18 protein-coding genes are annotated in these 15,419 nt (G+C 73.2%); 14 read left to right on the top strand and 4 right to left on the bottom strand.

Annotation, left to right across the window (positions count from 1 at the left end; genetic code table 11):
* The first annotated feature begins 10 nt into the window (after positions 1–10).
* A complete protein-coding gene (locus tag ABD979_RS02635) occupies positions 11–454 on the top strand; it encodes a GNAT family N-acetyltransferase (RefSeq protein ID WP_345505878.1) in 444 nt (147 codons plus the stop codon).
* An 86-nt stretch (positions 455–540) separates the two neighbouring features.
* Positions 541–876: a hypothetical protein gene (locus tag ABD979_RS02640; RefSeq protein WP_345505879.1), complete on the top strand. Its 336-nt coding sequence runs from the start codon at positions 541–543 to the stop codon at positions 874–876.
* Between the two features lie 6 nt (positions 877–882).
* Here ABD979_RS02640 and ABD979_RS02645 read toward each other — a convergent pair whose 3' ends face one another.
* Together ABD979_RS02645 and ABD979_RS02650 are read right to left on the bottom strand one after the other, a co-directional pair.
* Positions 883–1,929 carry a DUF2278 family protein gene (locus ABD979_RS02645; protein ID WP_345505880.1) on the bottom strand — a complete coding sequence of 349 codons (1,047 nt, stop codon included), beginning with the start codon at positions 1,927–1,929 and terminating at the stop codon, positions 883–885.
* A gap of 119 nt (positions 1,930–2,048) precedes the next feature.
* Positions 2,049–3,869 (bottom strand): HNH endonuclease signature motif containing protein, encoded by a 1,821-nt coding sequence (locus ABD979_RS02650; RefSeq protein WP_345505881.1) that lies wholly within the window; start codon positions 3,867–3,869, stop codon positions 2,049–2,051.
* 110 nt (positions 3,870–3,979) lie between these two features.
* Between ABD979_RS02650 and ABD979_RS02655 the strand changes: the two genes are divergently transcribed.
* From ABD979_RS02655 to ABD979_RS02675, 5 genes are all read left to right on the top strand, one after another.
* Positions 3,980–4,348, top strand: coding sequence for an META domain-containing protein (locus tag ABD979_RS02655; protein WP_345505882.1), 369 nt, complete (start codon positions 3,980–3,982; stop codon positions 4,346–4,348).
* Positions 4,345–4,845: a DnaJ family domain-containing protein gene (locus ABD979_RS02660; protein ID WP_345505883.1), complete on the top strand. Its 501-nt coding sequence runs from the start codon at positions 4,345–4,347 to the stop codon at positions 4,843–4,845. Before ABD979_RS02655 ends, ABD979_RS02660 begins: the two co-directional genes overlap by 4 nt.
* Before the next feature lie 112 nt (positions 4,846–4,957).
* Entirely contained in the window at positions 4,958–6,133 is a 1,176-nt protein-coding gene (locus ABD979_RS02665; RefSeq protein ID WP_345505884.1) for a helix-turn-helix domain-containing protein, read from the top strand.
* Between the two features lie 118 nt (positions 6,134–6,251).
* Complete coding sequence (locus tag ABD979_RS02670) at positions 6,252–8,033, top strand: NAD(P)/FAD-dependent oxidoreductase (protein ID WP_345505885.1); 1,782 nt, start codon at positions 6,252–6,254, stop codon at positions 8,031–8,033.
* A 156-nt stretch (positions 8,034–8,189) separates the two neighbouring features.
* On the top strand, positions 8,190–9,866 hold the full coding sequence (locus ABD979_RS02675) for an HAD family acid phosphatase (RefSeq protein ID WP_345505886.1): 1,677 nt from the start codon (positions 8,190–8,192) through the stop codon (positions 9,864–9,866).
* Positions 9,867–9,869: 3 nt separating this feature from the next.
* On the opposite strand, the gene ABD979_RS02680 is transcribed toward ABD979_RS02675, so the two are convergent.
* A complete protein-coding gene (locus tag ABD979_RS02680; protein WP_345505887.1) occupies positions 9,870–10,688 on the bottom strand; it encodes an HAD-IIA family hydrolase in 819 nt (272 codons plus the stop codon).
* A 66-nt stretch (positions 10,689–10,754) separates the two neighbouring features.
* Here ABD979_RS02680 and ABD979_RS02685 point away from each other — a divergent pair, with 66 nt between their 5' ends.
* Positions 10,755–11,504, top strand: a complete 750-nt coding sequence (locus ABD979_RS02685; protein ID WP_345505888.1) for an alpha/beta hydrolase fold domain-containing protein — start codon at positions 10,755–10,757, stop codon at positions 11,502–11,504.
* A 1-nt stretch (position 11,505) separates the two neighbouring features.
* Positions 11,506–12,507: an alpha/beta fold hydrolase gene (locus ABD979_RS02690; protein WP_345505889.1), complete on the top strand. Its 1,002-nt coding sequence runs from the start codon at positions 11,506–11,508 to the stop codon at positions 12,505–12,507.
* On the opposite strand, the gene ABD979_RS02695 is transcribed toward ABD979_RS02690, so the two are convergent.
* On the bottom strand, positions 12,500–13,018 hold the full coding sequence (locus tag ABD979_RS02695) for a flavodoxin family protein (RefSeq protein ID WP_345505890.1): 519 nt from the start codon (positions 13,016–13,018) through the stop codon (positions 12,500–12,502). The genes ABD979_RS02690 and ABD979_RS02695 overlap by 8 nt on opposite strands.
* Positions 13,019–13,109: 91 nt before the next feature.
* On the opposite strand from ABD979_RS02695, the gene ABD979_RS02700 reads away from it, so the two are divergent.
* From ABD979_RS02700 to ABD979_RS02720, 5 genes are all read left to right on the top strand, one after another.
* The gene (locus ABD979_RS02700) at positions 13,110–13,730 is read left to right on the top strand and encodes a class I SAM-dependent methyltransferase (protein ID WP_345505891.1); all 621 of its coding nucleotides are present in this window, start codon (positions 13,110–13,112) and stop codon (positions 13,728–13,730) included.
* Between the two features lie 54 nt (positions 13,731–13,784).
* On the top strand, positions 13,785–14,183 hold the full coding sequence (locus ABD979_RS02705) for a VOC family protein (protein ID WP_345505892.1): 399 nt from the start codon (positions 13,785–13,787) through the stop codon (positions 14,181–14,183).
* An 82-nt stretch (positions 14,184–14,265) separates the two neighbouring features.
* Entirely contained in the window at positions 14,266–14,601 is a 336-nt protein-coding gene (locus tag ABD979_RS02710) for a YnfA family protein (RefSeq protein WP_345505893.1), read from the top strand.
* 53 nt (positions 14,602–14,654) lie between these two features.
* Entirely contained in the window at positions 14,655–14,915 is a 261-nt protein-coding gene (locus ABD979_RS02715) for a metal-sensitive transcriptional regulator (protein ID WP_345505894.1), read from the top strand.
* 30 nt (positions 14,916–14,945) lie between these two features.
* Positions 14,946–15,413, top strand: coding sequence for a hemerythrin domain-containing protein (locus tag ABD979_RS02720; protein ID WP_345505896.1), 468 nt, complete (start codon positions 14,946–14,948; stop codon positions 15,411–15,413).
* Positions 15,414–15,419: the final 6 nt, after the last annotated feature.

Raw genomic sequence — 15,419 nt, forward strand, 5'->3', positions numbered from 1 at the left:
ATCAGGCGGCGTGACGCAGCCCTTGGACTTCCGCGCCGTCGTCGGCGAGGCCGACGCGGCCCTCGACCAACGCCTCTCCGACGAGCTCGACGCCGTCAACGCCGCGGCGACGGCGGGCACCCCCGCAGCGCGCGAGCTGACCGTCCGGCTCGACGACGCCTCGGGCGAGCTCGCCGCCGGCGTGAGCGGCTGGACGTGGGGCGTCGCGGCCGGCATCGGCATGACGTGGGTGCGCGAGGACGCGCGTGGCGCAGGTCTCGGCGAACGGCTCCTCGCGGACTTCGAGGCCGAGGCCCGCTCGCGCGGCTGCACGCACGTGTTCGTCACCTCGTTCACCTTCCAGGCGCCCGGGTTCTACGAGCGGCAGGGCTACCGCGAGATCTTCCGCTGGGAGGGCGTGCCGACGCCGGACGCCGCGGACGTGCACCTGCGCAAGGAGCTGGCGCCCTCCTGAGGGCCTTTCCTGAGCACCCTTCCCGGGCGCCCCTCCTGAGCACCCGTGCGGATGCCGGGGCGGGCCTCGTGCGCCACGGTGGGGGCGTGGAACCACGCAGCGTCCGCCCGTACCTGATCGCCCTCGGCCTCCTGTGGGTGGTGCCGGCCGTCCTCGTGCTCGTGCTGCACGTGGTGCTGCCGGACCACAACGCGTCGGGCCAGTGCAGCGGCATCGGGTTCGGCTGCACGCTGACGCCCGCCGACGCGGTGCTCTTCTTCGGCTACCTCGGGGCGCTGCCGCTCTTCCTGCTCGGCCTGCTCGCCTGCCTCGTCATCGCGATCGTGCAGTCCCGGCGCCAGCGCCGTGCCGACGCCGACGCCGATGCCGACGCCGGTGCCGGCGCTGCGACGTCCGCGGGAGCGGAGCACCCCGACGCCTGACCCGGTTCAGAAGACGATGGTCCAGCCCTCGCGGGCGGCCTGGGCCTTGGTGTAGGAGACCCCGTCGACCTTGAGGCCCTCCCCGTCGAGCAGCGTGATCGTGCCGCCACCGTTGCCGAGGGCCGCCTCGCCGGTGAGCATGACGAGCCGCGCCTCGCCGGCCTGGAGGGTCGCCGCGTCGGTGCCGACGAGTACGGGTGCCGGGTGCTTGAGGCGGTCGGCGAGCTGCCAGCCGGTGAGGTCCACCGGCTCGGACGACGCGTTGACCAGGGTGACGGTCTCGCGCTCGGGCGCCGGCCCGTTCGGGTTGACGAGAGCAGCCACGATGCGCACCCGCGGCGGGGCCTCGGTGGGTCCGGTGGGTCCGGTGGGTCCGGTCGGGCCGCTCGGCCCCGTCGGGCCGCTGACCGTGTGGCCGGTCGTGTCGTCGGTGTGCCACGCCTGGCTCTGGAAGGCGAGGAAGATCCCGACCCACTGGTCCTGCCCGGGGAAGCGGAGCAGCAGGCCGCCGTCCTGCCAGACGCCGTCGTCGCCGGTGAAGGCTCCGCTGTTGCCCTGGTTCATGTGGATGTCGTGGACGCCGTTGCCGGGTCGGAACCCGAAGACCTTGTCGGCGACCGATGCCTCGGGTCCCCAGCGCTCGCCGAAGACGAACAGTCGGGCCTCGGGGTCGTCGACCGCGCGCGAGACGTAGAGGCCGAGCAGGTCGGAGAGGTCGTTGTCGGGGCCGCTCGCATCCGGGGGCAGCAACCGCATCCGCGTGTGGTCGAAGAGGTTGCCGCGGATGAAGTCGAGCCCGCCGCCCCCGGGGCGGCTCGCCAGCGAGGTCCAGCCCGAGGCCGGCAGCTGGTCGAGCACGGGGTGCGAGAAGTGGTCGTCGACGAGGTAGAGCAGCTCCGACGGCGACTGCTGCGACATGACGTTGACGGCGATCCGGAAGTCGTGGCCGCCGTCGTCGACGACGTGGATCTGGAAGTGCGGTGAGTCGACGCCGCTCTCACGGTGCTGGCCGACCGCGCGTCCGACGAGCACCCCGTAGTCCTCGAGTGGCATGGGACACCTTCTCCGTCTGGTTCGCGATGCGTGCGGGTCGACGCGTCCGTCCACGGATGAGGTGACGGTGGTCCGCGCCACTGATACACCGTCGGGCCTCGGCCGGGGCGGTTGTGGCCTCAGTCCTGCTCGGTGCCGGCCGCGACCTGAGGGGTGAAGTCGACGAGGTGGAGGTGGAGGGTCTCACCCGAGGGAGCGGGATAGCGCCGGCCGAGGCGCGCAGCGGGTCCGGTCGAGGGTGCGCCTCCCCGGCCGACCGTGGCGACGGTGGTGCGGTCGCTCCGGGTGGACGGGTTCTCGGCCGGGCGGGCCACGACGGCCAGCGCCGGAGGCCTGGTCCGCGCGGGCGGGCCGATGAGCAGGCCGTGCTCGGTCTCGAAGGTGAGGCCGTCCAGGAGCGTGGGGTCGCCGGCGATGGTGAACTCGCCGCGGTGGTGGCCGTCGTGGTGGAAGGGGCAGAGGGCGAGGAGGTTGTCCAGGTCGGTGCGGCCCCCGTCGCGCCAGTGCAGCAGGTGGTGGATCTCGAGGTGGTGCCTCGTGGCGCAGGCGGGGAAGCGGCAGCCGCGGTCACGGTCCAGGACGAGGTCGCGGAGGCGGTCCGGCACGACGCGGTAGCTGCGTCCGAGGTCGACGGGCTGGCCCGCGGTCTCCCACACCGGGGTCAGCGTGCCGTCGCAGGTCAGCTTGTCGGTGACGTGCTGCGGCAGCCGAGGTCGGCCCGTCAGCCACGCGCCCTCGGTGTCGAGGTGGACCTGCACGCGGTAGCGCGCCCATCGTGCCCACCCCGGCCACCGCGTCGGAGGTGCCTCCGGGGCGTCGGGCGGGCCCGACGTGGCCGGTACGGGCGGACGTGGATCGGCCGCTGCGCCAGGCGCGGTCGTCGGACGTGGACCGGTCGACAGAGAGGCTGCGTCCTGAACGGGACAGCCTTCGCCGGGCCCCGACTCTCTGGAGCAGTGCGTGCGGCCGGAGGCGTCGAGCGACCGGGTGGCCATCAGGGCCAGGGCGTCGGCCCAGGTGATCCGTGGCCGGCCTCCTGCGCACACGTCGTGGTCGGGGTCCAGCACGTCACCATCGAGGGACCTCCGGTCGCGCGGCTCGCCGTCCTCGTCGAGGGACGTGCTGAGCGCGCGGAAGAGGTGGTCCTTGGTCTCCCGGAGGGCGGCCTCGACGAGGGCGCCGATCTCGGCGGGGGCGTCGTAGCGCAGTCGGAACCGGTCGTGCTCGTCGTAGCCCATGCTCGGGTGCGCCGGCTCGACCGCCTCGGGCTGCGCCGCCGTCCGCGCCGGCCCGCCCATGGCCTCCGGCTGTCCGCCCACGTCCTGTCCCGCTCCGGATCCTGCCTCGCCGCTCGATGCGGCAGCATTCGGACCCAGGTCGTCGTGCCCGTCCTCGGGCTCGCTGCCTCGAGAGTCCTCGGCCTGCCCATCGCCGTCCGCCTCGCCGTGCTCGCCGTGCTCGCCGTGCTCGCCGTGCTCGCCGTGCTCGCCGTCGGCATCGGGCACCGGGTCGGGGCCACGGTCATCGTCCGGCTCGGGGTCGCCGAGGGTGAAGTCGTAGCGGCTGACGCTGCGCTGCAGCTGGGTCACGGTGGCGTACTGCGCGAACTCGGCGACGGCGGAGTCGAACTCGGGCGGGGTGTGCCGGGCCACGACGGCCGCCTGGTCGAGGCTGATCCGCCCGTCGCGCAGCGCTGCGAGCGTCAGGGGCAGCTCCTCGGCACGCCGAGCGAGGAGCACGACGGCATCGGCCTGCGCGCGGCACAGCCCGACGCGCAGCATCAGCCAGTGGGTCGGTGAGCGCAGCCCGGCGGCCTGCCAGGACCCGTCCGCCAGCACTGCCACGACGAAGTCGACGAGGCGGGCGTGGGCGTCGTGCAGGTCGGCGGCGAGGAGCACCACGTGCTCCCAGTCCTGCTCGATCCGCGCCGCGCTGCTCATGCTCCTTTAGTACAAGTGTTCGAATCCCGACGGGAGAGTTGTCCACCGTCAGGCACCCTGCCGCACCCGGGTTCTCGCCACGGACGAGCGAGGTGTGCTTGGCTCGGACCATGGTGCCCAGCTCGGACGTCACGCTGGCCGGCACGTCGTGGTTCGTGGTGGAGATCGTCGGCCGGGCCACGTCGGAGCCCCGGCCGCAGCTGACCTTCGGTGACGACGGACGCGTGGGTGGATCGACCGGGGTCAACCGCCTCGGCGGCAGGTATGCCGTCGCCGACGGGGTGCTCACCGTCACGGACGCCGTCATGACCCGCATGGCCGGCCCGCCGGAGGCGATGGACCAGGAGCAGCGCCTGCTCGAGGTCCTGGGCGTGCCGCAGCCCCTGACGACCGTCGAGGGCGGCCTCGCCCTCGGCGAGGCAGGCGGCGTCGCCCGACTCGCCCCCGCCCCTGACCCGTCGGTTACCGTGGAGCGATGACGGGCCAGCCGTACTGGGAGAGCCCCGTGGAGAAGCAGATCCGCGAGGCGCAGGAGCGGGGCGAGTTCGACAACCTGCCCGGCGCCGGCAAGCCCCTCGACCTCAGCGACTCGGGCGACCCGGACTGGTGGGTCAAGCGCTTCGCGGCGCGCGAGAACCTCGACCTCGGCGGCGCCCTGCCGGGTGCGCTCGCCCTGCGCAAGGAGGCCGCCGGCTACCCGGAGTCGCTCGCGGACGTCCGCACCGAGGCGCAGGTGCGCGAGATCGTCGAGGACTACAACAAGCGCGTGCTCGCCGACCGGCTGCGTCCCGCCGTCGGCAACCTCCCGCCCATGATCGCGAGGACGGTCGACGTCGACGAGATGGTCGAGCAGTGGCGCCCGCTGCGGGCGCGCGTCGAGCTGGAGCAGCGCGCGGCGCGCGAGCGGCGGGTCGCGGCCCAGCAGGCCGCGAACGAGGCGCGCACGCCGTGGTGGCGCCGCCTCCTCGGCGGCTGAACGGGACGATCCCTACCCAACGGCGGTGCGCGCGTGCCACCATGCCGGAAAGCCGTGTGCCACGCCGCCCGTGCGAGACACACACCCGTGCGTCGACGTCGCGAAGGTGCGCATGTCCACAGCCTCCGGACTCGAAGCGGCCCTGACCGCCTTCGAGGACCCCACCGCCAAGGCTCGCGACCTGCTGCGCCTGCACCGGGCGTGGGCCCACACGCACGAGGTGCCGGCCGGTGCGCGTGGCGTCGTCGCACGCTCGTGGCTGCGCCAGTCGCCCGAGGGCGACAAGATCTCGACCCCGATCTCCGACCACGCCCTGCTCGCGCGGCGCGAGCGCTCCCGGCTGCTCGGGTCGGTCGTGCCGATCCTCAAGGACCGACTCCTGCCCCTCGCGCAGGAGGCCGGCAACGAGCTCGTCGTCAGCGACGACGAGGGCTACCCGCTGTGGATGTTCGGGCCTTCGCCGATCCGCCGGCGCAGCGACGGGCTCGGCTTCGTCGAGGGGGCCCGCTGGCGCGAGGGTGACGTCGGCACGAACTCCCTCGGCACGGCCATGGAGGAACGGCGGCCGGTCCAGATCTTCGGGCCCGAGCACGCCCGCGAGGACCAGCACGCGTGGGTGTGCACGAGCGCGCCGATCCTCGACCGACGCGCGCGTGTGCCGCTCGGCGTCGTGACCCTGAGCGGCGCCTTCCGCACGGCCCACCCGCACACGCTCATGCTCGTGACGATGGCCGTGCGCGAGGCCGTCGACACCCTGACCGGCCAGCACGAGCGCGACCTGCGCCGGGTCGCGCGTGCCAGCGAGCCGTATGCCGGGTCGGGCCGTTTCGTCGTCGTCGACCCGCACGGGTGGGTGGCCCGGGCGGAGGGCTACGGCGTCGGCGAGCGGGTCTGGGTTCCGAGCCTGCACGAGGGCACGCTCTGGGTGCCCGAGATGGGCCAGGTGCGGGCGGAGCGGATCTCCGGGGGATGGGTGCTCGCCGAGGCGGACGCCGCGCCGGCACACGTCGAGGTGGTGCTCCGGCCGAGCCCCCGCGTGCTCGTGACGACGGCCGGCTCCACCGTCGAGATCGCCCTCAGCGAGCGGCACGCCGAGATCGTCGCCCTCCTCGCGCAGCACCCGGCCGGCCTGGACACCGCCGCCCTCATGGCGCTCCTCGACGGGGCCACGACCCCCGTGACGATCCGGGTCGAGATGTCGCGCCTGCGCAAGCGCCTCGGTGGCCTCGTCGACAGCCGGCCCTACCGGCTCACCGCGCGCGCGACGGTGCGGGCCGACGCGGGCTGAGCTCCCGGCATACGCCCTCGACGTGGGGTGTGGGCTGCAACGTTCTGCAACCCTGTGCGGCGCGCGTGCGGGTGCCTACCGTCGAGCCGACCCCACCACGTGGACGAAGGAGTTGGCGATGGGTGAGCAGCGAACGGCAGGGGAGTGGCTGGCACGGTTCTCGGAGGCGCTGGCGACCGGTGACGTCGACCGGGTCGCAGGCCTCTTCGGCGAGGAGTGCTACTGGCGCGACCTGCTCAGCATGACGTGGAACCTGCACACGGCCGAGGGGCGCGAGCAGGTCGCGGCCATGCTCGCCGGGGTCGGGCGCGGCGCGTGGCCGGCCGAGCTCGAGGTGACGAGCGAGTCGGAGGCCGACGGCGTGCACGAGGCGTGGTTCACCTTCGGCAACGAGACCTTCACGGGCAAGGGCCTCGTCCGGGTGCGCGACGGCCTCGCGTGGACGCTGCTGACGAGCGCGCAGGCGCTGCGCGACCACCCGGAGCCCTCCGGTGCGCGCCGCCCCCGGGGCGCCGAGCACGGCGTCAACGTCTCCACCGAGAACTGGCTCGACCGGCGCCGCCAGCGGGTCGAGTCCTACGGCCTCGACGCCGAGCCCTACGTGCTCGTCGTCGGCGGCGGCCAGGGCGGCATCGGCCTCGCGGCGCGGCTCGGGCGGCTCGGCGTGCCGACGCTCGTCATCGACAAGCACGCGCGGCCGGGCGACCAGTGGCGCAGCCGCTACCACTCGCTCTGCCTGCACGACCCGGTCTGGTACGACCACATGCCCTACCTGCCCTTTCCCGACCACTGGCCGGTCTTCACGCCCAAGGACAAGATGGGCGACTGGCTCGAGAGCTACACCAGGGTCATGGAGCTCGACTACTGGACGAGCACGGAGGCGACGTCCGCGACCTTCGACGCCGACGCCGGCAGCTGGACCGTCCACGTGACCCGGGAGGGGCGCGAGGTCGTGCTCCACCCGGCGCAGCTCGTGCTGGCGACGGGCATGAGCGGCATCCCCAGCGTGCCGACGCTGCCCGGGCAGGACGTCTTCCAGGGCGACCAGCACCACAGCAGCCAGCACCCCGGCGGCGCTCGCTACGTCGGCAAGAGGGTCGTCGTCGTCGGGTCGAACAACTCGGCGCACGACATCTGTGCGGACCTGTGGCAGAACGGCGCCGAGCCGATCATGCTCCAGCGGTCGAGCACCCACATCGTGCGGTCCGACTCGCTCATGGACAAGGTGCTCGGACCGCTCTACTCGGAGGAGGCCGTGGCGGCCGGGATCGACCACGACACAGCCGATCTCGTCTTCGCGTCGATCCCGTACAAGATCCTCGCCGACTTCCAGCGCCCGGCGTTCGACGCGATCCGCGAGCAGGACAAGGACTTCTACGCCGCGCTGGAGGCGGCCGGATTCGACCTCGACTTCGGCGACGACGACTCCGGGCTCTTCCTCAAGTACCTCCGCCGCGGCTCGGGCTACTACATCGACATCGGCGCCTCCGAGCTCGTGGCCAAGGGCGCGATCCGTCTCGTGCGCGGCCAGGTCGACCACCTCGAGGAGCACTCCGTCGTGCTCACCGACGGCACGCGCATCGAGGCGGACGCCGTCGTCTACGCGACGGGCTACGGCTCGATGAACGGCTGGGCCGCCCGACTCATCAGCCAGGAGGTCGCCGACGCCGTCGGCAGGTGCTGGGGACTCGGCTCCGACACGACGAAGGACCCCGGGCCGTGGGAGGGCGAGCTGCGCAACATGTGGAAGCCGACCCGGCAGGACAACCTGTGGTTCCACGGGGGCAACCTGCACCAGTCGAGGCACTACTCGCGCTACCTGGCGCTGCAGCTCAAGGCGCGGATGGAGGGCATCGACACCCCGGTCTACGCCCTCGCGGAGACGCACCACCTCGCCTGACGGGCGGCCGGACGCACGAGGCTGGGTGGAACCTGGGAGCTGGATGCCATTTCGCTGGGATTGCCCCCGTGGCGGGTCGCGAGACCCCCACGGGGCCGCCTGCAGGACTAGCGTCGAGCGGCCACCCGCACCCGAGCAGCCCCCAGAGGTGAACCCATGAGGCATCCCACGCCCCGCACCACCACCCGCGCGGTCCTCGCCGTCGGCTCCGTCGTCGGCTCGATCGTCCTCGCCACCGCGGCCCCCGCCCTCGCCCACGACGGCGGGGCCGGCGGCGGGCACGACGACCACGACCACGGTCGCCCCGGCTCGTCGCACACCCAGCCCCTCACGCCGCGCACGCACTTCGTCATGGCGGCCGACGGCTCGAGCGGCGCGCGTCCCGACGGCGCCGGCATCCCCAACATCGACAGCGTCAAGAAGACCATCGCGACGTACTACGGCGACCCGGGCACCGGCCTGGCCGACCGCACGAGCTCGCCGTACGTCTCCGAGATGACGCGCCTGACGAAGCACCTGCGTGACGGCCTGCGCCACGCCTACGCCCGGGCGGAGCGCGCGGGCAAGAAGCCCGCCATCGTGCTCGACGCGGACGACACGACGCTCTGGACCTACGACATGGAGGTCGGCGACATGAAGTTCGTCTTCGACCCCGTGCGCCAGGACTACTGGGTGCAGAACCAGCTCTTCCCCGCGACGCCCGGCATGACGGCCCTCGTCAACGAGGCCGACGCCATGGGCTTCACGATCTTCGGGCTGACGGGCCGCGGCGCCACGCAGAAGGACGCGACCCTCGGCAACCTCAAGGACGTCGGCTACAACGCCTTCACGCCGGACCACTACTTCACGAAGTGGGCCGGCTCGACGCCCCCGGCCTACATCACGTGCGCGACGGAGAAGTGCACGACGGTCGAGTACAAGGCCGGCACGCGCAAGCACATCGAGCGCGACCTCGGCTACGACATCGTGCTCAACATCGGCGACCAGTGGTCCGACCTGCAGGGCGGCCACGCCGACCGCACCGTCAAGCTGCCCAACCCGACGTACTACCTGCCGTCGCCGAACCTGCCCGGCGTCAAGGAGCCGCGGCTCTCGCCCCGCACGCACTTCACGATGAAGCCGGACGGCTCGAGCGGCCGCACGCAGGGCGGCGAGGGCATCCCGAACATCGACTCGGTCAAGAAGACGATCGCCACCTACTACGGCGACCCGGGCACCGGCATCGCCGACAAGGCCCGCTCGCCCTACATCACCGAGCTCGCCGCCCTCGAGCGCCGGACCGCCGCACACCTCGTCGAGGCCTGCCGCCAGGGCCAGCGCCGCGGCGCCCGTCCGGCTGTCGTGCTCGATGCCGACGACACGACGCTCTGGACCTACGACATGGAGGTCGCGGACATGAAGTTCGTCTTCAACCCGACCCGCCAGGACTACTGGGTGCAGAACAAGCTCTTCCCCGCGACGCCCGGAATGCCTTCTCTCGTCGAGGCCGTCGCCCGCTCGGGCTGCACGGTCATCGGGCTGACCGGCCGCAACACCGGCCAGAAGGCCGCGACGATCGCCAACCTGCACGAGCAGGGCTACCCGCAGTTCACCGACGCGCTCTACTTCACGAAGTGGCGCTCGGGCGAGCAGCCGCCGGCCTACATGCAGGGTCACTGCGTCGCCTACCCGACGTGCACGACGATCGAGTACAAGTCGACGACCCGCGCGCACATCGAGAAGGACCTCGGCTACGACGTCGTCGGCAACCTCGGTGACCAGTTCAGCGACCTGGTCGGCGGGCACGCCGACCGCGCCGTCAAGCTGCCGAACCCGACGTACTACCTGCCCTGAGTCCTACCGGTCCTCGGCAGGCTGACCCGACCCGGCCGGGTCGTCGACGAAGCGGACGAGATCCGCGACGGAGTCGACGATCCGGCTCGGGCGGTACGGGAAGTGCTCCACCTGCTCGCGGCTCGTCGAGCCGGTCAGCACGAGCACGGTGCGCAGGCCCGCCTCGAGACCGCTGATGATGTCGGTGTCCATCCGGTCGCCGATCATGATCGTCGTCTCCGAGTGTGCGTCGAGGCGGTTGAGCGCGCTGCGCATCATGAGCGGGTTGGGCTTGCCGATGTAGTACGGCTGGCGGCCGGTCGCCGTCGAGATGAGGGCCGCCACCGAGCCGGTGGCCGGCAGGGTGCCCGCTGGGCTCGGCCCGCTCGGGTCGGGGTTCGTCGCGATGAAGCGGGCGCCCTTCTCGATGAGGCGGATCGCTCGCGTGATCGCCTCGAAGGAGTAGGTACGCGTCTCGCCGAGCACGACGTAGTCGGGGTCGCGGTCGGTCATGACGTAGCCGACGTCGTGCATCGCCGTCGTGAGCCCTGCCTCGCCGACGACGTATGCCGTGCCACTCGGCCGCTGCTCGGCGAGGAACTGCGCCGTGGCGAGCGCCGAGGTCCAGATGGCCGCCTCCGGCACGTCGATGCCGCTCGACAGCAGCCGCGCCCGCAGGTCGCGCGGCGTGAAGATCGAGTTGTTCGTCAGCACGAGGAACGAGCGCCCGGACGCCTCGAGGGCGCGGACGAACTCGGCCGCGCCGGGGATCGCGTCCTCCTCGTGCACGAGGACGCCGTCCATGTCGGTGAGCCACGTCTCGACGGGCCGGGGATCGCTCATGGGGCCATTGTGGCGGCACGGACGCCGATCGGTCGCTCATGCTCGGTTTGTCACGACGTGTACCCGGTGGCAGCCGGTGGGCCCCGCCGGGGCCGCCAGCGGATCATGGCGCCGGCGCCGGAGCGAGGTCGAAAGCCTCGTCGGGCACGACCGGGGGGCTCTTCACAGGGGCCGGCCGACACCTTCCAAGACCTCGACGCGTACTACGACAAGAGCTGGGTCGGTGGCGCCGGGCGCTCGGCCGTCCTCGTCATCCACGCCGGCAGCGCGTGGCCGGCCCAGCGCACCGACGCCGGGCTCGCCATCACGTGGGTCAAGGACAACGCGCGCCGTTTCGGCGTCGACCCCAAGCGCATCGCGCTCCACGGCTTCTCGTCCGGCGGGCACATCGCCGTCGCGACGAGCGGCTCCCTGCGCAACGTCCGCGCCGCCGTGTCGGTCTCGGGGGTGCTGCAGCCGCATGGCGTCATGGACGTCGCCGTCAACGGCGGCACCGGCAGCGACAGGCGCACCACCAGCGTCGTCATCCGGTCGCAGTGGACCGCCCTCGCCGTCCAGTGCCCGTACCTTCCGGCGTGGGGCGAGTGCAGCGCGCGGTGGAACTCCTTCAAGCCCGAGACCCACTTCTCCGCCGCCGCCCCGCCCTTCTACGCGATGATGGGCAGCGTGGACACCGTCGTGCCGTCGAGCACCCCTGCCGCCGTGGACTACTGGGCCACCCGCAAGGACCAGGAGCACCTCGCGGTCATGGTGCCCGGCGCGGGGCACGACGAGCGGATGCTGACCGGCAACCCGACCCGATGGGCGGCGATGTGACGTGGCTGCGCGCGCAGACCGCCTGAACCCCGGGCCGCCCGAGCACCTCGCCGCCCCCTGGGGGGCCACGAGCCACGTGGCCGACCTCGGCGGACCGGTGCACTGGGTCGAGTTCGGGGACGGGGAGCCTGCGCCGTCCGACGGCCTGCCGCCCCTCGTGCTCGTGCACGGCCTCGGCGGGTCGCACCTCAACTGGGTCGGCATCGGCCCGGCGCTCGCGCAGCGCCGCCGCGTCGTGGCGCTCGACCTGCCCGGGTTCGGGCTGAGCCCCGCCGCCGGCCGGCGCACCGGGGTGCACCACAACGCCGCCCTGCTCAGCCGCTTCGTCCACGAGGTGCTCGGCCGCCCCGTCGTGCTCGTGGGCAACTCGATGGGCGGCATGGTCTCGCTGCTGCTCGCCGACCGGCGCCCGGAGCAGGTCGCCGGCCTCGTGCTCGTCGACCCCGCGCTGCCCAACCCGGGCGCGCGCCCCGACCCGCAGGTGGCCGCGACCTTCGCCCTGTATGCCGTGCCGCGCGTCGGCGAGCTCGTGCTGTCGCGCTACGCGACGCGCTACACCGACCGCCAGCGCGTGCTCGGCACGGTCGCGCTGTGCTTCGCCGACCCCGCCCTGGCCGACCCCGCCGTCGTCGACGCGGGCGTCGAGCTCGCGGCCTGGCGACGCAGCCTGCCCGACCCGGAGGCCGAGTTCCTCGGCGCGGCCCGCTCGCTCCTGCGGGTGCTGCGCGGCCGCCGCGACTACGACCGCGTCGTGCGCACGGTCGAGGCCCCCGTCCTGCTCGTGCACGGCACCCGGGACCGCCTCGTGCCCGTGTCGGCGGCGAAGCGGGCCGCACGGCTCAACCCGGGGTGGCGCACGGCATACCTCGACGGGGTGGGGCACACACCGCAGCTCGAGGCGCCCGACGCGGTGCTCGAGGTGCTCGAGCCGTGGCTCGAGTCGCTCGGGACGGCCCCGCACCACGGCGAGGGCCACGGCGAGGGCAGCAGCGCCGTCAGCTGACGCCGTGCGACACCCGCGCCGCGAGCTCGACGCCCCACTGCTGCGCGCGCTCGAGCTCACCGGGCGCGACCGGGCCCGGCGTGCCCTCGACCCAGAACGTCTCGCCGCGCTCGGCCCGGTCGAAGCCGCGGTGGCGCAGGGCTTTGGCCGCGGCGCCGGCCGCCGAGCCGGGCAGCAGGCGCACGTGAACGCGGGTGTCGAAGGTGACGACGGGCAGGTCGGCGCGCGGGGTCAGCTGCTCGATCCACTCGCGCACGCCCTCGCGGGACGGCTCGCCGCCCTGCTTCACGGCGTCCGCACGGGTGTTGGGGCGGGTCATGCCGAGGGCGTGGGTCGGGCCGCCGACGAGGAGCAGCTGCACGTCGGCACCGAGCTCGGCGGGCGCCTCGTCGACGCGGACGACGCGGACGCCGTCGTCGGGCGCCCTCCCGCGGCGGAGGCCGCCGGCGATGGCCTCGGCCACCTCGTGGGTGTTGCCGAACATGGACTCGTGGACGATGAGGACGCTCATGCTGATCACTTCCCGCTCCCCAGCCTAGGGAGGCAGGTGGTGGCCGGCCGGGAATCGTGACGCACCAGACCGCCGGGGCCACAATGGGCGCATGGATGCCAGGGCCTGGGACGAGAGGTATGCCGCGCACGACCTCGTGTGGTCCGCGGAGCCCAACCGCTTCGTCGAGGAGGTCGTCGGGCCGGTGCCGCCCGGCCGTGCGCTCGACCTCGCGGCCGGCGAGGGCCGCAACGCCATCTGGATGGTGCAGCAGGGCTGGACCGTCGTGGCGGCCGACTACAGCGCCGTGGCGGTCGACCGGATGCGCCGGCTCGCCGCCGAGCGCCTCGGTGACGAGGCGGGACGGCTGACCCCGGTCGTCGCCGACGTGACGGAGCCGGCGCCCGGCAGGCCGGAGGCCTTCGACCTCGCGCTGCTCAGCTACCTCCAGCTGCCTGCCCCGGAGTGGGGCCTCGCGCTGCGCGCGGCCGTCGAGGCCGTGCGGCCGGGTGGCCTGGTGGTCGTCGTCGGCCACGCGGGTCGCAACCTCGAGGAGGGCTGGGGCGGACCGAGCGACCCGGCGGTGCTCTACGACCCGGACGAGGTCCTGGCCGCGGCCGCCGGCCTGCCGGTGGAGGTGCGCAGCTCCGCGGTGCGCGAGCGGCCGGTCGAGGCCGACGACGGCGCGCACGTCGCCCTCGACACCGTCGTCGTGCTGGGACGCACGGCCTGACGCCGGCCCGAAACTGCGTGGCCGAGCGGGCCCCGGTTGACGAGGATGGGCGCCATGGCCCTCACGCTCTCGCACACGACCGTCAACGCCCTCGACGCCCACGCCCAGTCGGTGTGGTGGGCCGACCTGCTCGGCTACCACGAGGACCCCGACGACCCCAACGAGCCGGGGCACGAGGAGTGCATGATCTTCTCGCCCGACGAGTCGCACCTGCTGCTCTTCATCGAGGTCGAGGACGCCAAGGTGCTGCGCAACCGGGTCCACCTCGACCTGCGGCCGACCGACAGGCCCCGCGACGAGGAGGTCGAGCGCGTCACGGGGATGGGCGCCACCGTCGTGCAGGACTGTCGCACGCCGGAGGGGCGTGGCTGGGTCGTCATGGCCGATCCCGAGGGCAACGAGTTCTGCATCCTGCGCAGCGACGAGGAGCGTCGCGCGGCCGGCGACCTCTGAGCGGGGTACCGGCGGGGACACGGCCCGGGACACGGGTGGGGACACGGCCGGGGACACGAGCGGGCAGTGCGACGATGACGTCGTGACCGTCACCCGCTCGATCCTGCTCTTCCTCCTCGCGGCCGTCGCCGAGATCGGTGGTGCCTGGCTCATCTGGCAGGGCGTGCGCGAGCACCGCGGCTGGGTCTGGATGGGCGCCGGCGTCGTCGCGCTCGGCCTCTACGGCTTCGTCGCCACCCTGCAGCCCGACGCGAGCTTCGGGCGCATCCTCGCCGCGTACGGCGGCGTCTTCGTGGCCGGCTCGCTGCTCTGGGGCATGGTCGCCGACGGATTCCGGCCCGACCGGTGGGACGTCGCCGGTGCGCTCGTGTGCCTCGTCGGCGTCGCGCTCATCATGTACGCGCCACGCCCGAGCTGATTCATACGGCCGGGGGTATGCTGGAGGGATCGTCGGACCCTGAGGAGGACGCCGTGGAGCTCGACCTCGACGAGATGCAGGCGGTCATCCGCCGCCTCAACCGTGCCCGTGGCCAGATCGGCGGCATCGTCAAGATGATCGAGGAGGGGCGCGACTGCAAGGACATCGTGACGCAGCTCGCCGCGGTCTCCAAGGCCCTCGACCGGGCCGGCTTCGCCGTCATCGCGACCGGGTTGCGCGAGTGCATCACCAACCCCGACGGGGAGACGATGGACGTCGCGCAGATGGAGAAGCTCTTCCTCTCGCTCGCCTGACGCGCGACCATGGAGGGCACGGAGGTGCCCATGAACGTCGAGTCGACCGTCGCGTCCCTCGCCGCCCACCTCGAGCAGGTGCGACGGCACCGCTCCGAGCTGCGCGAGTCGGTCGCGGCCGTCGACCTCGCCCTCGAGTCGCCCATCGCCCGGGGCGGCATGTGGCGCGAGCGCGTGCGGGCCGCGCTCGCCGAGCTGGCCCACGACTTCGACGACCACGTCGCGCTCACCGAGAGCCCGGGTGGCATCTACGACACGGCGCGGCACAGCGCGCCGCGGCTCTCCGGCCGGGTCGACCGCCTGCTCGAGGAGCACCGCGACCTCCGCGCGGCGCTGCACGGCTACCTCGCGGTGCTCGAGCACGACGGCACGGTGGCCGACCTCCCCGTCTTCCGCGAGGAGCTGACCGTGCTCGTCGGGCGACTCGTGCGGCACCGGCAGAAGGGCGGCGACCTCGTCTACGAGGCCTACGACGTCGACCTCGGCGGCTCCGGCTAGGCGCCC

Origin of the sequence: Terrabacter aeriphilus, assembly GCF_039542985.1 — a bacterium.
GTDB classification, from domain to species: domain Bacteria; phylum Actinomycetota; class Actinomycetes; order Actinomycetales; family Dermatophilaceae; genus Terrabacter; species Terrabacter aeriphilus.

What these genes read in the sequence shown, in the direction of transcription:
- ABD979_RS02700 (WP_345505891.1), top strand. Translation starts at nt 13,110, where the DNA reads ATGGATGCCAGGGCCTGGGACGAGAGGTATGCCGCGCACGACCTCGTG.
- ABD979_RS02680 (WP_345505887.1), bottom strand. Translation starts at nt 10,688, where the DNA reads ATGAGCGATCCCCGGCCCGTCGAGACGTGGCTCACCGACATGGACGGC.
- ABD979_RS02705 (WP_345505892.1), top strand. Translation starts at nt 13,785, where the DNA reads ATGGCCCTCACGCTCTCGCACACGACCGTCAACGCCCTCGACGCCCAC.
- ABD979_RS02650 (WP_345505881.1), bottom strand. Translation starts at nt 3,869, where the DNA reads ATGAGCAGCGCGGCGCGGATCGAGCAGGACTGGGAGCACGTGGTGCTC.
- ABD979_RS02655 (WP_345505882.1), top strand. Translation starts at nt 3,980, where the DNA reads ATGGTGCCCAGCTCGGACGTCACGCTGGCCGGCACGTCGTGGTTCGTG.
- ABD979_RS02645 (WP_345505880.1), bottom strand. Translation starts at nt 1,929, where the DNA reads ATGCCACTCGAGGACTACGGGGTGCTCGTCGGACGCGCGGTCGGCCAG.
- ABD979_RS02665 (WP_345505884.1), top strand. Translation starts at nt 4,958, where the DNA reads ATGTCCACAGCCTCCGGACTCGAAGCGGCCCTGACCGCCTTCGAGGAC.
- ABD979_RS02720 (WP_345505896.1), top strand. Translation starts at nt 14,946, where the DNA reads ATGAACGTCGAGTCGACCGTCGCGTCCCTCGCCGCCCACCTCGAGCAG.
- ABD979_RS02660 (WP_345505883.1), top strand. Translation starts at nt 4,345, where the DNA reads ATGACGGGCCAGCCGTACTGGGAGAGCCCCGTGGAGAAGCAGATCCGC.
- ABD979_RS02695 (WP_345505890.1), bottom strand. Translation starts at nt 13,018, where the DNA reads ATGAGCGTCCTCATCGTCCACGAGTCCATGTTCGGCAACACCCACGAG.
- ABD979_RS02675 (WP_345505886.1), top strand. Translation starts at nt 8,190, where the DNA reads ATGAGGCATCCCACGCCCCGCACCACCACCCGCGCGGTCCTCGCCGTC.
- ABD979_RS02670 (WP_345505885.1), top strand. Translation starts at nt 6,252, where the DNA reads ATGGGTGAGCAGCGAACGGCAGGGGAGTGGCTGGCACGGTTCTCGGAG.